Origin of the sequence: uncultured Microscilla sp. (assembly GCF_947493425.1) — a bacterium.
GTDB lineage: Bacteria > Bacteroidota > Bacteroidia > Cytophagales > Microscillaceae > Microscilla.
The window spans coordinates 1-14,999 of sequence record NZ_CANLRP010000043.1 but is presented as its reverse complement, the minus strand read 5'-3'; the positions used below and the strand labels follow the sequence as shown (position 1 = coordinate 14,999).

Below are 14,999 nucleotides of genomic sequence, written 5' to 3'. Positions count from 1 at the left end.
ACGATTCTTCATCACTACTATTTTACTCGTTATGTGGTATTTGTTTCATCAATTTTTCTCTGGCTTCCATTTCTTCGGTAATATCAAACCTAATGGCAATATAACGCACCGGATCTCCGTTTTTATCCAGCACTGGGGCTATAGTAGCATCTACCCAATATGTACTGCCATCTCTTGCCTGGTTTTTGTATTTTGCATTGAATACTTTGCCACGTTGAATGGTTGCCCACATGTTTTTGAACACCTCTTGGGGGGTATCGGGGTGGCGTACAATGTTATGAGGTTTGCCCACCAGTTCTTCCAAAGAGTATTGCGCTACTTTGCAAAATTTTTCATTCGCATAAGTAATCGTTCCATACAAATCTGCTTCTGACACTAAAGCCGCTTTATTTAGTAAATTATCACGTGCCTCAAGCGCTGCTTTTACCTCTTGATTTTCCTCCATTTGCCCCTCAAGGTTGGCTTGCATGGCCTGCAGCTCTTCCATATTTTGTCGTAACTCTTCTTCTGAGTTTACCAAGTCAGACTGTTGTTGTTGCGATTGTTCAAGCAAATGTTGCACCTTATTGCGTCGCTCCATCTCTTCGGTAATGTCAAAACGAATCGCAATATATTTAATCAGATTACCTTGAGCATCCAGCACTGGAGCTATAGTAGCGTCTACCCAATACTCATCGTTGTCTTTTGTTCGGTTTTTATACTTGGCATGAAACACCCTCCCATCTTTAATGGTTGACCACATTTCTTTAAAAACTTCTTTGGGTGTATCAGGATGGCGGATAATGTTATGGGGTTTACCCAACAACTCGTCAAGGGTATACCCAGATACTTCACAAAATTTCTCGTTGGCGTAGGTAATCGTGCCGTATAAGTCTGCTTCAGACATCAGGGCTGCTTTATTAAGCAGGTTTACCCTTGCCTCCAGTTCTGCTTTTACCCGTTCGGTAGCACGCATTTGTTGCTCAAGGTTGGTTTGTACAGCCGTGAGTTCTTCCATATTTTGCCTCAGCTCTTCTTCTGAAGTCACCAGGTCAGATTGTTGCTGTTGAGACTGCTCCAGCAAGTGTTGCACCTCTGCCCTTTTCTCCATTTCATCAGTAATATCAAACCTGATGGCAAGAAAACGCACTGGCACGCCTTCGTCGTTGAGCACTGGAGCCACACTAGCATCTACCCAATAGGTAGTCCCATCTTTTGCCTGGTTTTTAAACTTCCCTTTAAATATTTTTCCACTTTGAATCGTATCCCACATTTTTCTGAACACTGCTGGCGACACCTCAGGGTGGCGTACAATATTATGTGGACTGCCCAACAGCTCTTCAATGCTGTATTTAGATACTTTAGAAAATTTTTCGTTGGCATAGGTAATGGTGCCATTGAGGTCGGTTTCTGATACTAAAGCAATTTTATTCAATAATTGGTCACGCACCAACAGTTCTTGCTTCATGGCGTTGGTTTCCTGCACTTGCTTTTCGAGATGCTCTTGGGTGGCAGTCATTTCTTCCATATTCTGGCGTAGTTCCTCTTCTTGAGCTGCCAGATGGGTTGCCTGCTCTTGCGATACTTCTAACAAGTGTTTGGTTCTGATATTGCTCTGAATGCTTCCTAACATAGACGCAATATTTTTGCTCAACCGTTCAGAAAGCAGTATAAATTTGTCAGGCAGGTCTTCAACAAATACCAGTTCGATGGCTCCATAAGCCTCTTCGTTAAAAATGAGGGGTACAATAAGCAAAGCTACGGCAGGCACTTGCCCCAGCGACGAGTCAACCGTAATGCTGACGGGCGGCAAATTGTTCATGTAAAGGGTTTCCTGAGTTTTTACGGCTTGTCCTACCAAACCTTCCCCCCAATAAAATTCTTTTTTGGGCAAATGTTCTGGCCTACATGCATAACCTCCTGTAGCCACCAACAACTCTTTGTCAATATCGGCAGTAAAAAAAGTACCACGTAAAGCCTGGGTTATTTTAGCAAAATGATACAATATCGCATCAGCAAAATCTTCTATAGATTTGTCGTAACTACCTCGCAGTATTTCGTCAAATGACTGAAGGGTAGCATCTAGCCATAGTCTGTCTTGTAATGTTTGATCTTCTGTTTTTGCAAAGGTGTTTTTCAAATGATTTGTGTGCTCAATATTTTTCATAAATTTATTCTAATAGTCAACAAGCTTTCCCCCTCTAAAATAGTCCCAAACTACCATTAAAACAGGGTATTTGTCTTTTAATAAAAAAATCAAGGGATTTTACTTTTACCAGATTAGGTATACTTACTTAGTGTTTGTAATCAATACAGTGTTTGTCAGAACATGAGGCGCTGTGATATATTGTTTTGCAGGGGTGGCAAAACTTTGGCAAAGCATACATCTTGCAGCAACTCATATATTTAGCTAATATATTGGTTATCAGCATATAAAAGTATTTTGCTTCAAGCATAAAGTTAAAGGACATGTTTTTTTATTTATACAAGCAGGCACAACAAAATGCCTGAAATAGTGCTTCAGGCAAAAGGTTAATTATTCAACGCAACAATCAAGCACGCTTCACTGACCAAACTCTAGCATAAGTCGTTCCCGAAACTTCTTATTTTGTGTGGCAAACTCTACCATAAAAGCCTTCAAATCTTCTTTCGACAAATCCGCCAACATTCCATCTACCTCATTGCTTAGTTCAATAAAATCCTCCTCAGTTTGCAAGCGATCTTCTTTGATATGATACAATACAGCCACTACATGCTTGCAAACTTCACCCAGGCAACCGTCAGAACAATCACACTTGAAATGCTCTACATAACCATTACCAATTTTTATCTCTACATCATACAACTGTGAACCTTTTACTTTGGCTGTCCACTCTTTAAACTCTTTTAAGCGAATATTTGTAATGTGTCCGTAAGCATAATAACGATGTCCACTAGAGGCTACTTTGGTGTCTATTACTTGTTCAAAATTTGGGAATGGTAACATATTTTTGTCTTTTGTGTATGGTGCTAATTCCTTTATAAATACAGTGTTATGTACGAAAATACGTGATTATGTTTCTATTCCAAATAGATTTACCAAATTTTGCTTTACTACAGCTTTGAGTTTAGCCATTTCCAGTGGCTTTCCAAGCTCTTTTTCTATAGAGGTGACCCCTTTGTCAACAAAGCCACAAGGGTGTATAAACCCAAAAAAATCCAGGTTTGTATTTACATTCAAGGCAAAGCCATGCATAGTAATGCCTCGGCTGGCGCGCACCCCCAGCGCACATATTTTCCTGCTTTGTTCCACCCATATTCCGGGGGCGCCCTCTAGCCGGGTGGCGGCTATACCAAAATACTGCAATGATTGAATAATAGCCTCCTCGATTAGGTGCACATATTGCCTAATGCCCAAGCCAAGGCGCTCAAGGTCTAATATAGGGTAACCTACCAACTGCCCCGGCCCATGATAGGTAATATCTCCTCCCCGATCTATCTGATAAAATGCAGCGCCTTTGCTTTGTAGTTGGGCTTCTGACACCAACAAGTTTTCAGGCTTGCCGCTTTTTCCTAATGTGTATACATGAGGGTGTTCACAAAACAACAGGTAGTTATCAGGCGATACCAAGCTTTGTTTGGGATGATCTTTGGCGTTTTTTTTATACGCCACCAACTGTTCAAATACCGTTTTCTGATAGTCCCAGGCCTCTTTATAATCTATAAGTCCTAAATCTTGAAAAACAATGGTAGGCGATGTAGCCATTTTTTTATCCATGCGTTAAAATTCAAAAGTCAAAAAAAGCGAGAGATTTGCATCCCTCGCCTTGTGATATATGGTTTAATTAATAGCAAACCATTGATAATAAGTAAATTACCCTCTAAGTTAGGTGTAATTTTAGTGCACATGTTTTTCAGCGTGGTATGAGCTTCGCACCATTGGTCCACTCTCTACATGCCTGAAACCCTTCTCAAGTCCTGCCACACGGTAACGCTCAAATACTTCGGGCTTAATGTATTCATATACTTTGCGGTGGTCTTTGGTAGGTTGCAAATACTGCCCAATGGTAAGTACTTCTACACCGTTGGCACGCAAATCGTCCATTGTTTCCAATACTTCTTCTTCGGTTTCACCCAAGCCTACCATCACTCCCGACTTGGCACGAATGCCCGCCTCTGCCACAAACTTAAGCACCGAAAGGCTTCGGTCATAGTTAGAGTTACGACGTACTTCGCGGGTAAGACGGCGAACAGTTTCCATATTGTGCGAAATCACTTCGGGTTTTGCGTCTATTACTAATTGAATGTTTTCGGGCTTGCCCTTAAAATCAGGAATCAATACCTCCATGGTGGTTTCCGGGTTGAGTTTTTTGATCGCCTGAATGGTAGCTTGCCATACCGAAGCCCCGCCATCTTTCAAATCATCACGGTCTACCGATGTAATCACGGCGTGCTTAAGCCCCATCAACTGCACCGATTTTGCTACCCGCATGGGCTCTTTCCAGTCTACCGTGTCAGGTCGCCCGGTTTTTACCGAACAAAAAGTACAAGCACGGGTACATACATCACCCAAAATCATTAGTGTAGCAGTACCACTTCCCCAACATTCGCCAATATTAGGGCACTTACCGCTGCGACAGATGGTATGCAAACCATGGTCTTCTACAATTTTGTCTACTTTTAAATACTCTTTGCCTGTGGGTATTTGAAGTTTCAACCATTTGGGTTTGCCCAATTTGGTTTGCTTATCCTCAACGGGTGCTTTTAAGGGAGCCTTATTTTGGGTTTCTTTCATATCTTCTCATCTATTAATGTCAGGCGTTGGTTCAACAATTGTATCGTTTTTCAATGCCTTGTTTGTCTTGTTAATACATACTTATAAGCACATTTGGGGTTAAAAAAGTCATTCTTAACCTACAAAACACGCTTTAAATATACTTGATATCCTGTTTATTGCTGTAAAGGAATGGCATTATTGCCAAACTAACAACCATTTGCAGGTTCTGGTTTTACAAATATAAAAAAATATTCCAAATAAAATTTGGTGAACGCCTACAGGTTAAATTCAGACAAAAACTGGTTACAATGATCCAATACGATTGCCAAAAGTTTTGAGTAGGTGCCTATTAGTTTGCCCTTGTTGAAAGTGACCACTAAAAAACCAACGCAATGCCCAAATCTGTAGCTTTTACTCAAAGCTGGGGCGATTTCTATTGACAGAAAAGCTAAAAATATCGGGGCGGTAATAATGCCCTGAGGTGTCCAAAGTCATTTTTTCGTAATACATTTCCTGCAAGTCTATTTCGGCAGTAACAATCTCCTCTTTGTCGAACACAGGCGGAACAATGTACCTGCCATCAGGAGCTATGATACAGCTTCCTCCCCGCAAAATATATTGTTCAGGGTTGGTAGCAAGGTTTTCGGGCAAGGTAAGCTCTTCGGGCAAATCTTTAGCTTTGAGCATTTGTCCGGCTGCCAAGACAAAACAACGCCCCTCAAAGGCATATTGTCGACTTGCCACCTGATGCATTTCATGTACATTGGGCCACATTGCCACATGAATTTGCTCAGCGTCGTTGTGCAGTGCCTGACGATTGAGCGGCATCCAATGCTCCCAACAAATCAAACCTCCCACCTTGCCCACTTTGGTATCTTCAGCTTTGAGCCCGGCAGCATCACCGTGGGCATGTACAAGTTTTTCGGTAAAAGTAGGTACTAGTTTACGGTGGTGGTTTACAATGATGCCGTTGGCATCTATCAACACCAGACTGTTGTATACCGACCCAACCCCTACGCCTTTTTCTACCCGCTCGTTCATTCCAAGACTCAGCACTAACTGATGCTTTTTTGCCAGCGCACAAATATGCTCCATCTCCGCCCCGTCTATTACTACACTATTTTCGCGAAAGCGGGCATATAGTTTTTTAGTAGGTAAATGATTCCAAAGGGCTGCTTCAGGTACATAGTCAAACCATACCGGATAGCCAGAGAGCCATCCTTCGCCTACTACTACCATCTGAAGGTCTTGTCGGGCAGCTTGCTCTAGTAATGTGGTGAGTTTTTCTACACTTGCTGCCAGGTTTTGGTGCACTGAGCTATGCTGAATAATGCCTACTTTTATTTTATTTTCTTTCATTGGTTTATCGTTGGGTACTTGTAATACAATAAAATATGGAAAGAAATGGTTCTCGTCTGTTGGTTAAAAACATTTAACCAGGCAAAGCAACACTTATTGTAACTTACCCTTCTCTTTGTCAAAGTTTGCCAGGTTTTTGATACTACTATAAAATCCAAACACTTTTTTTTTGCGTAGGTGTCATTGTTCCCGCGAAGGGAAAAGTTACAACTCCACCAAAATTAATAAGGAATGGTGTAAAAATAAATTTCTATAGTTTAATAAAATATTTTGTTGCTAGACGAGGCAAAAAATTGGCTAATAGCAGCGCTATTCGGCTATTTTTTAACAAAGTATAGCCTCAAAAGATGAGATTAAGAATGTAAATTTATTTTGGTACCATTCCTAAGCACCTACTCTTCAGCAAAGCCAAGCATAAAAAAATATAAACCCTGACAGTGCCTATACATACCCTCACTGTCAAATAAACATTCATCATTTATTTTATGAGCAATACATCCAATTTACAATCGCAAAATATCCAATGGAAACAAGTGTGGAGTCTGATCGCCCTCAACCTGGCAATTGTCATTAGTTGGGTAGCCTACAACAAGTACCAACCAGAACTACTTACTCAGTTTAGGTTTAGTCAATACGTATTTGAACTAGCCATTGTGCAAGGACTTATTTTGTTTGTAACCCCACCTATTGCTGGTTGGTTTGCAGACAAAGCACGCCTCAAAGGTAATCGTACCATACCAGTAGTAGGCATAGGAATCAACTTTGTATCTATGGTTTTTATGGTAGTAGCGGTTACTGTATGGGCAAACCCTGGTGGCATTATACGTATGTTTTTCCCACTTATGATTGTGCTATGGCTGGTGTTTATGAACGTATTTCATAGCCCGGCTATTTCTACCCTGGACATGTTTGTACCTAGAGAAAAGCTGCCCCAGATTATGGCTATTTTTGCAGTAATCACTGACATGGCGGCCTCTATTGAGCCTTCTATCATAGACCTGATTACCTTTTTTGGTGCTCCTATTACCTTTGCTGCAGGTGGTTTGATGGTATTTGGCGCTGGTTTATGGCTGCAAAGCACAGTTCGGAGCTTTAAACCTCTCACTGATCACGATCAAAACACTGACACGCCTCAAGCCTCATCGCGTTTTGGAGTAGTATTATTATTAGGCTTGTTTATGGGATTCGCCACCATGTACTTCTTTGAGCTTTTTCCTAATTTAACTGCCGCAAAGCTACCTTTCTTAAAGTCTACTGGTTTTAAAAGCTCTTATTTTACTTCTATTTTAATTGCCTTTTCTGCCTTACTTTGTTATCCATTGAGCTTATGGGCACAACGATTTTCGGTGATCAAAGCTGCTTGGATTGGCGTAGTAGGTTGTGCAGTCATGTTACTAGGCATATCAGTATTTTCGGGTACTCCAGCACTGGTTTGTTTTATCTTATATCCTATTTTTTATGCCCTTATGTCGGTTACATTTCTTCCATTGGCTTTTGTCAACCTTTCATCTCGACAAAAAGTACTGGGCATTGGATTGTTTTTTAGTGGGGTACAATTGGCAAGTAGTGTGGCAGAAGCATTACAAGCGGGTAAATTTATATAGATTATCCCTCTTATAAACTTGTTGAAACAGGTTTATTTTCCTATTTTTCCTTATACTTTAATTACAAACTAATCAATTAACTGAAAGTAGTGTTTTCCGAGCTTGATCTAAAGTTTTGCGGTCACAAATACAGTGCAATTAGCATATGATGAGTGAGTGAGCGCTACTTACTAAAACACACTCTTTGAAGCTAAAGAGGTATTATAAGGTTATGTCAAAAACAATTATCAAAGAAGTAAAGACAGGTCATGGGGCTTTTAGTGTTCGCGACAATGAACAAGATGGACTTGTAGTGGTGCTGTTGCACGGTTGGCCTGAAACTTCTTATTGCTGGGAAGCCATGCTGGATTATTTACCTAAAAATCACCGCTTAATTCGCCCTGATTTGCGTGGGTTAGGCAATAGCGATCGTAGCCTGGCGCGTCCGGCTTATCTGAAAAATGAAATGGCTACCGATATATGGCGTATCCTCGATAAACTGGAGGTCAATCAAGTAGTTTTGGTAGGGCACGACTGGGGCGGAGCTATAGTACAGGAAATGGCCATAAGTCAGCCTAAACGGGTGCAAGCAATGGTTTTAATGAATATTTTGTTAATTAATAACCTCAAAGGAAATCTCAAAGCAAGAGAAGCGCACCTGCAGCACGACAACCAGCCTAATTGGTACCATTTGTTTTACCAACAAGAAAACCTTCCCGAACGCCTCATTGAAGGGAATGAAGAAGTATGGTTGCGTTATTTTTTACGTATGTCAAAGCAAAGGCTTTTTCCCGAAGAGGCTATAGAAGAGTATTTGCGTGCTTTTAAAATTCCGGATACACCTACTACCAGTGCCTACTACTACCGCACCTTGCCCAAAGACAAAAAACGCTGGGCAACTTATGAGGGACATAAATTTACAATGCCTTCTTTATATGTTTATGGCAAACGCGATTCCGTCATTATTCCTTCTTTTCTGGAGCACATCGACGATTGTTTTGAGCAAATCGCGGTCAAAGAGTTCGATGCAGGGCACTTTGTACACGAAGAACTCCCCGAAGAAGTAGCTCACGCTTTGAATGATTTTTTAGCAGAGATTGAGGGCTAACCTGCTGGTGCACTAGAAAAATCTCACCCGTACACCACCGTAAAAATTAATAGTAGCGCCTGGCTCATAAAAACGTTCGCCAAAAGCATTGATTCTCAGGTTACTTGTATACTTCATGTTTAATAAATTATTTACCCCGGCAAAAGGCTCAATTACCCAGTTTTTCCATGACTTTTTCCAACCTGCCCTTAGGTTTACCAACTGATAACCAGGGTCAGACAGGCTATTGTCATTGTTGGCAAACATACGCCCGTTAAACCGGGCATTCACTGCCATATAGCTCCCATTGGGGTGCATGTACCGCGCGCCCAGATGCCCCATGTGTTGGGGAATTCCTGGCAACAATTTACCTGCATAGTTTTGACCATCAGCTACAAACGAATCAAAAACAAATCGAGAAAAAGTGTAACTGCCTTCCAGCAAAACTCCAGGTACAAACTGGTATTTTAAGCTGGTTTCTATGCCTTGGCGGGTAGAAGCGCCCGCGTTGTTGTAAAAAATACGCTGAGGAAAAGCTGCCAACTCAAAAGGAAGTAGTTCGTTTTGTACCCGAATATAAAACAAAGCAGCTGTATAGCTTAGCTTTTTGTGTGCTAAACCCTTGACTCCCAACTCATAACTGATCGCTTTTTGTGGGGTGAGTTCAGGGTTAAAACCGCCTGTAGCCTGAGGATTGGCAGATAGTTCGCTTAAGGCAGGTGTCTCAAAACTCGTAGATAAGTTGGCGTATATCCGGACAAGCGGGGCAAAGCTGTATACCACACCCAAGCTGGGGTTAAACACCCGAAACGATTGATTACCCGAAGCATCGCCATTGCTTAAAAAACGGTCGGTTGCCCTCACCCCGATAAAATCATACCGGGTTCCTAAATTAACTTTAAGTATAGGGCTTAACTCAATATCTTGTAATACAAACAGACCCGTAGTGGAAAAGCCTTCTATTTGATACAGCGTTTGCACCCCTCTACTGCCCTGTAGATTTTGGTAACGCTGCCGATTATCTCGCTGGTTTTCAATGTCTATACCTGCCTTAATTCTATAATTATTTTGTTGGTTTTGGTAATAGTAAGTGGCGCCTCCTCCAGCATAAGCCCGCCGGAGCTGAACAATGCCCCCGTTTTCAAAAGGAAGTCGATTAGAAAAACTACGGTCCAAGAAAAAACCCTTGAGTTGCAAACGCTGATAAGGGCTGAACTGGTGGGTCAGTATTGCCCCCACTTTTCCTTGTTCTACTGCCTCTCCGGTAGCAAACATCACGTTTCTTTCACGAGCTGCCCTGCGTTGGTTATCAGCCTCTGGGCGGGTAAGTGCACCAGGATCATCTGCCTTGGGCGAAAATACATAATTATAAATAAGTTTTAGGCGGGTACGAGCGCTTAGTTTCCATTCTAAACGATTGTATAGCAAAGTGCTTTGCATGGCGCTTTGCGACCGATAGCCCTTGGTTTGGGTATGGGCTACGTGCAAAAAACCTCCCAGCTTACCTTGCTGCCAGCCGGTTTTTAACTGGGAACGCTGTAAACCAAAAGACCCTGTAGTAAGTCCTAGCTCCACATAAGGCTTGAGCGGCAGTGCTTCACTGTTAAAGCTGATCACACCTCCTGCAGCATTGCCATAGAGACTGGAGCTTGCCCCCCTGATTACCTCCATTTGCTGAAAAGCTCCCAAATCAAGGTTATCTACTTGAGCCTGCCCGTCGGGAGTAGATTCGGGCAAACCGTCTACCATAATTTTGATACCCCGGATACCAAACGCTGCCCTTGCCCCAAAACCCCGGATAGATACCCGCAAGTCTTGGGCAAAGTTGTCGGGATTGAGTGCCACCAACCCTGGAATGTTTTGCAATGCTTCGTTGATAGACAATTGACGTTGCCCGGTTTGCATATAAAACGCATCAGAAACTGTCAAAGCATAAGGTACTTGTTGTTCAAGACCCGTCATACGCGACGCAGTTACTATTACACTATCTAAAAGCCTGGTAAGCGAGGTATCGACAGGTATTTGCGCAAAACCAAACGAAATGGTAAATGATACAGATAAAAAGTAGAGAGAGAAAAAACGAAACCGCGTTTTTTTTGACATAAATTTTTGTTTGGGTGATACAACTGAGGGGCAAATGTAGGGGTAAATGTAGGGGTAAAAAAATAAAGAATTCAAATGAGGAACCGCAACATTTGGAAACTTTTATGTCCAAGTAAAGTTTCTTGATGTATATATCTTTGCATTGACAAAAACCCCTTAAATTTTATTATTATTAAGTTATTAATTAATCAAAACCCAACTTGTATGAAGTATACCTATCATTTCATTTTTATGGCGTTTGCCTTGCTGCTGATGACAGCTTGTGGTGGAAGTCAAAAAGAACAAAGTACGGACAGTGTAAGCAATGATGTAAACAAACTTACCGCTAAAGTCAATGCTCCTTCGGGGCTTACCCTAAGAGCCAAACCCAATAGCGACAGCAAACAAGTAGCCTTGTTGGACGACAAAAGTGAGGTTGAAATTTTGGATAAAAATGGTCCTGCCGAAACCATAGAAGGCAAAAAAGGCAATTGGTACAAAATAAAAGCGAAAGGGAATGAGGGGTATGTGTTTAGTGGCTTTTTAAGTCTCAAAGGGAAAGAAAACGAAAGTGAAGGCTCGCAAGAAGCAGAGCAAAAGCCTAAAAAGAAAAGCATAGACTTAAATAAGTTTACCCGCCCTACCAACGACAAAGAGGCTTATGTGGCGGCTCCTTCTGGGGTAAGGTTGCGTAGCAAGCCCGATATTGGATCAGAAGAGGTAATAATAGCGCCCTATGATGCCAAACTAGAAGTGTTAGAAAACGTAAACCTACAACAAAAAGCCAAATGCATAGGCGGAATGATAGGAAAATGGATCAAGGTAAAGTACCAAGGCAAAGAAGGGTACACAGTCAATGCTTTTGTGCGAATGTACGCAAGCTCATCGCGTCCACTTGAGATGGAGGTAGCCACTCCGTCGGGAGTAACATTAAGGGATACACCCTCTAAGGATGGCAAGCAGGTAGTTTTAGCGCCTGCTGGGGCTATGCTAGAGGTAGTGAACGAATGCGCTACTTTGGACAGGTCTAAGACAGTGACAATTGGCGATCATACGGGTACTTGGATTCAAGTAAAGTATAAGGGTAAAGTGGGGTACGTATTTAACGTATTTCTGATGCCCATTATGACTTAGTAAACGTCGAGCAAGTGTATAGAACCCGGAAAAAGAACCCTATCAATGGTCTTCTTTTTCCGGGTTTTCTTTAGGTGCACTGGGTGTAAATAATCTGCGTATGAGGCAAATGTATTTTTTTTTCCCCACCTCGTTCACCTTTAATATAATACAGGTCTAGTAGCTCAAGTGGGACTATTTTTTTAAATGTGGCTTTGATTCTGGCGCACTTCTCGTGAAAAGAGTTTTCGCTGCGATCTACCAGGTTATGAATACTTTTTTTCATTGCTTCAAAGTCGTTTCTACGACTAATCCGTTTATAAATAAGCATTAAGTCTTTTTCGTAAGCATGTAAGTCATACAAGGTAATTCCCTGAGGGTGTTTTAGGAACAAAAAATAAAGCGCCTTGCACAACGGGCTCATTCTCACTTCTACCCGAGTGCTTTTTTGTTGCAGACAGATTTTATACTGATTTTGATCAATGATTAAAACAGGGATACTTGTTGGTTTAGATGGATTCATAAAGCCTGTATTGAATAATGTACGAAAAATAATCTTAGTGATCTTTCATAAATAAATTGAGCCATTAAAGTGTATCTATGACCCTCATGCTACTCAAAACAAAGTTTCATAGCTTTGGCTATGCACCGTTTTTTTTGAATCGTCTGAGAACAATATATTTTCTTGAATTGGCACATCTTATTTTTTTCAGATCACTTATTGTAACTAGTCGTTACCAGAAGAGGAAAAATGTTATAGGTTTGAGGCGTTTTTTTTGGTAATACTTTAATTTTTTTATTATTCAACTATTGATTTATGCCGCAGGAAGAGAATTATGAGAGGTTTATTGAAAAACTAAAAAGAAAAGATCAGGATGCCTGGGAAGAGGCTTACGAACTATATTACCCCAAAACAGAAGCGTTTTTACGCTCTATTAAATACCCATCTGCTACATTGAAAGAAGATGCTAAAGATATTTGGCAAGAAACAGTCATTGTGTTGTTTATAAACTTGGCCAAAGGCAAAGTAATGGAAGATTTGGGTGGGTATATTTATGGCATTATCAAACGCAAGGGGCTAAAAAAACTGAAAGAGAAAATGAAAAAAACTGAAATTAAAGATAACAATATGATGCCCGAAGAGAACGAGTACGAAAGACTGAATACTTTTAATGAAATTGTACAGGATGTATTCAAAGATATGGCAAAACAAAAGGGGCTGAAGCATTGTATTGACATCATTCGTATGTTTTTTTTGGAAAGGAAAAGAGACCGTGAAATTGCCGAAAAAACCCAGCTAAGTGAAGCTTATATCAGGGTAAGGCGAAGCAAAGTGTGTTTGCCCTACTTTAAAAAGCTTTTGCAAAACATTATAAATTTCCTGACTTACAAAACTAACCACTTACCCTACTAAACCAACAATTACTTGCTAAGGAATGGTGAGAAATTAAATTACCATTCTTGAGGTAGAGGTTTTGTTTTGAGACGAGGCTATTTTTTGCGCCCATAGCAGCGCTACGGGCAATAAAAATAACGAAGTATCAAGGCGAAAAATCACCCCTTAGAGTGTAAATTTATTTTTGAACAATTCCTAAGGAATGGTACCAAAATAAATACGCATTCTTAATCTCATCTTTTGAAGCTATACGCGGCAAAATATTTTAGCGTTACTATAGAAATTTATTTTTACACCATTCCTAACGATATATTTACACCACAAAGCTTTTAAAAATGGATAATATTACAAGAATTTTAGCCTATTTAGACGGTAAGCTGGAGGGGGCGGAAAAAAAATCATTTGAAGAAGAACTCACTACGAATGTCAACCTGAAACAAGAATTGGAATTTTACCAAAACCTAAGACTTGTCGGCGAGGTATTTGGCAAAGGGGGCGTCAAAGCACAATTAGAAAATGTATGGGCTACCAAACAAGCAAGCCAAACCAAGCAAGCAAACAGTACCTGGCGATACGCAGTGGTAGCAATTGTATTGATAGCAACGGGGGTGTGGGTGGTTTGGCAACTGAACCGTTCGAAAAACTGGTGGCAAAACCAGCAACGATACGCTCAAGTACTGCAACAGCAAAAAAAGCGATACGCCCACCAACGCCTGCCTGCACTTGATGCACAAATGGCTCAACAGCGAGGTATAACAGCGCCTCAAAAAAACCTACCTGCCATAGATACTTTGCTCAAGGCAGGGCAAGAAGTGGTATTTAGTTGGAACAGTGCCTCCTTGAAAGGGCAAAAACTTGAATTAGAAGTGTTTACCAAGGCTACCCAAAGCCAGCCCAAACGTTGGGATTTGCCCAAAAGTAAGGCAGTTTTTAAAACATCACTTCCTCCAGGGTTTTATTACTGGCGACTCAACATCAAAGGAGAAGAAACTGTTGGTTTTGGAAGGTTTTATGTAGTGAAGTAGCTGCTTAGGAACGTGATCGCCCCGTAAGCGGGATTTCGGGCGTAGCCCTCAACAATAACCCCGATAAAAAATTGAAACTGTCCGGTTTAGAACATATTACCTTCGCAGAGCTTGAACTTCGTTCTGCGGTTCTCTTTACTGACTTTCGTTACCCCGACAGTTCCGCCGGGACTACAAGATTTTTTTCGCCGTAGCACCGTCCCACGGTCTGGCTCAACATCCTCCGGATGTTGCCATAGATGCTGCCTTGCTGCGCTGAGCTCTGCCAAAGGCTAAAAGTGCCTCAGTCAGCCTCGAGTATACGCCCTCAATCTCGACACTTATTTTGAACATGTTCCTTCACTTTTAGAAGTGCTTGATCTTGATGTGTTAGGAACACACGCGGGGACGAGTGCGCCAGCTGTTGGTTTACGGACTACCATCTACTCATTTTATAAACCGCTCAGAATCAACAAGCCATAAAGCCGGTAACACGCCTGCAAACCAAGGGGCTGTCTCATAACTCAAGTCTTGGCAAATTTCCTTAAAGGAAAAACAATTTTTGGTAGTTCTTTGAAATGTATGATGATTATGAAATTGACAATGAGGGAGTTATCTTTATGAAATGTGCGAAATAACG

General features: G+C 41.2%; 12 protein-coding genes. 5 read left to right on the top strand and 7 right to left on the bottom strand.

Annotated features, from left to right (window positions below):
- Window positions 1–22 precede the first annotated feature (22 nt).
- From Q0954_RS13305 to Q0954_RS13285, 5 genes are all read right to left on the bottom strand, one after another.
- A complete protein-coding gene (locus tag Q0954_RS13305; protein WP_299457591.1) occupies window positions 23–2,146 on the bottom strand; it encodes a PAS domain-containing protein in 2,124 nt (707 codons plus the stop codon).
- Window positions 2,147–2,542: 396 nt separating this feature from the next.
- Window positions 2,543–2,965 (bottom strand): hypothetical protein, encoded by a 423-nt coding sequence (locus Q0954_RS13300; protein WP_299457590.1) that lies wholly within the window; start codon window positions 2,963–2,965, stop codon window positions 2,543–2,545.
- Window positions 2,966–3,031: 66 nt separating this feature from the next.
- The gene (gene lipB, locus Q0954_RS13295) at window positions 3,032–3,736 is read right to left on the bottom strand and encodes a lipoyl(octanoyl) transferase LipB (RefSeq protein WP_299457588.1); all 705 of its coding nucleotides are present in this window, start codon (window positions 3,734–3,736) and stop codon (window positions 3,032–3,034) included.
- A gap of 120 nt (window positions 3,737–3,856) precedes the next feature.
- A complete protein-coding gene (lipA, locus tag Q0954_RS13290; RefSeq protein ID WP_299457586.1) occupies window positions 3,857–4,753 on the bottom strand; it encodes a lipoyl synthase in 897 nt (298 codons plus the stop codon).
- Between the two features lie 393 nt (window positions 4,754–5,146).
- The gene (locus tag Q0954_RS13285) at window positions 5,147–6,094 is read right to left on the bottom strand and encodes a carbon-nitrogen hydrolase family protein (RefSeq protein ID WP_299457584.1); all 948 of its coding nucleotides are present in this window, start codon (window positions 6,092–6,094) and stop codon (window positions 5,147–5,149) included.
- Between the two features lie 485 nt (window positions 6,095–6,579).
- Between Q0954_RS13285 and Q0954_RS13280 the strand changes: the two genes are divergently transcribed.
- Both Q0954_RS13280 and Q0954_RS13275 read left to right on the top strand, forming a co-directional pair.
- Complete coding sequence (locus tag Q0954_RS13280) at window positions 6,580–7,698, top strand: hypothetical protein (RefSeq protein WP_299457582.1); 1,119 nt, start codon at window positions 6,580–6,582, stop codon at window positions 7,696–7,698.
- Window positions 7,699–7,909: 211 nt separating this feature from the next.
- On the top strand, window positions 7,910–8,785 hold the full coding sequence (locus tag Q0954_RS13275) for an alpha/beta fold hydrolase (protein WP_299457580.1): 876 nt from the start codon (window positions 7,910–7,912) through the stop codon (window positions 8,783–8,785).
- A 12-nt stretch (window positions 8,786–8,797) separates the two neighbouring features.
- On the opposite strand, the gene Q0954_RS13270 is transcribed toward Q0954_RS13275, so the two are convergent.
- The gene (locus Q0954_RS13270; protein ID WP_299457578.1) at window positions 8,798–10,867 is read right to left on the bottom strand and encodes a TonB-dependent receptor; all 2,070 of its coding nucleotides are present in this window, start codon (window positions 10,865–10,867) and stop codon (window positions 8,798–8,800) included.
- Window positions 10,868–11,071: 204 nt separating this feature from the next.
- Here Q0954_RS13270 and Q0954_RS13265 point away from each other — a divergent pair, with 204 nt between their 5' ends.
- Window positions 11,072–11,980 (top strand): SH3 domain-containing protein, encoded by a 909-nt coding sequence (locus Q0954_RS13265; RefSeq protein ID WP_299457576.1) that lies wholly within the window; start codon window positions 11,072–11,074, stop codon window positions 11,978–11,980.
- A 70-nt stretch (window positions 11,981–12,050) separates the two neighbouring features.
- On the opposite strand, the gene Q0954_RS13260 is transcribed toward Q0954_RS13265, so the two are convergent.
- On the bottom strand, window positions 12,051–12,482 hold the full coding sequence (locus Q0954_RS13260; protein ID WP_299457574.1) for a hypothetical protein: 432 nt from the start codon (window positions 12,480–12,482) through the stop codon (window positions 12,051–12,053).
- Between the two features lie 294 nt (window positions 12,483–12,776).
- On the opposite strand from Q0954_RS13260, the gene Q0954_RS13255 reads away from it, so the two are divergent.
- Both Q0954_RS13255 and Q0954_RS13250 read left to right on the top strand, forming a co-directional pair.
- Window positions 12,777–13,373, top strand: coding sequence for a hypothetical protein (locus tag Q0954_RS13255; RefSeq protein ID WP_299457573.1), 597 nt, complete (start codon window positions 12,777–12,779; stop codon window positions 13,371–13,373).
- 317 nt (window positions 13,374–13,690) lie between these two features.
- Window positions 13,691–14,380, top strand: a complete 690-nt coding sequence (locus Q0954_RS13250) for a hypothetical protein (protein ID WP_299457572.1) — start codon at window positions 13,691–13,693, stop codon at window positions 14,378–14,380.
- Window positions 14,381–14,999 lie beyond the last annotated feature (619 nt).

Bases quoted from the DNA above. Each gene is read 5' to 3' on its own strand.
- Q0954_RS13305 (WP_299457591.1), bottom strand. From the start codon at position 2,146: ATGAAAAATATTGAGCACACAAATCATTTGAAAAACACCTTTGCAAAA.
- Q0954_RS13280 (WP_299457582.1), top strand. From the start codon at position 6,580: ATGAGCAATACATCCAATTTACAATCGCAAAATATCCAATGGAAACAA.
- lipA (WP_299457586.1), bottom strand. From the start codon at position 4,753: ATGAAAGAAACCCAAAATAAGGCTCCCTTAAAAGCACCCGTTGAGGAT.
- Q0954_RS13255 (WP_299457573.1), top strand. From the start codon at position 12,777: ATGCCGCAGGAAGAGAATTATGAGAGGTTTATTGAAAAACTAAAAAGA.
- Q0954_RS13250 (WP_299457572.1), top strand. From the start codon at position 13,691: ATGGATAATATTACAAGAATTTTAGCCTATTTAGACGGTAAGCTGGAG.
- Q0954_RS13300 (WP_299457590.1), bottom strand. From the start codon at position 2,965: ATGTTACCATTCCCAAATTTTGAACAAGTAATAGACACCAAAGTAGCC.
- Q0954_RS13270 (WP_299457578.1), bottom strand. From the start codon at position 10,867: ATGTCAAAAAAAACGCGGTTTCGTTTTTTCTCTCTCTACTTTTTATCT.
- Q0954_RS13265 (WP_299457576.1), top strand. From the start codon at position 11,072: ATGAAGTATACCTATCATTTCATTTTTATGGCGTTTGCCTTGCTGCTG.
- Q0954_RS13285 (WP_299457584.1), bottom strand. From the start codon at position 6,094: ATGAAAGAAAATAAAATAAAAGTAGGCATTATTCAGCATAGCTCAGTG.
- Q0954_RS13275 (WP_299457580.1), top strand. From the start codon at position 7,910: ATGTCAAAAACAATTATCAAAGAAGTAAAGACAGGTCATGGGGCTTTT.
- lipB (WP_299457588.1), bottom strand. From the start codon at position 3,736: ATGGATAAAAAAATGGCTACATCGCCTACCATTGTTTTTCAAGATTTA.
- Q0954_RS13260 (WP_299457574.1), bottom strand. From the start codon at position 12,482: ATGAATCCATCTAAACCAACAAGTATCCCTGTTTTAATCATTGATCAA.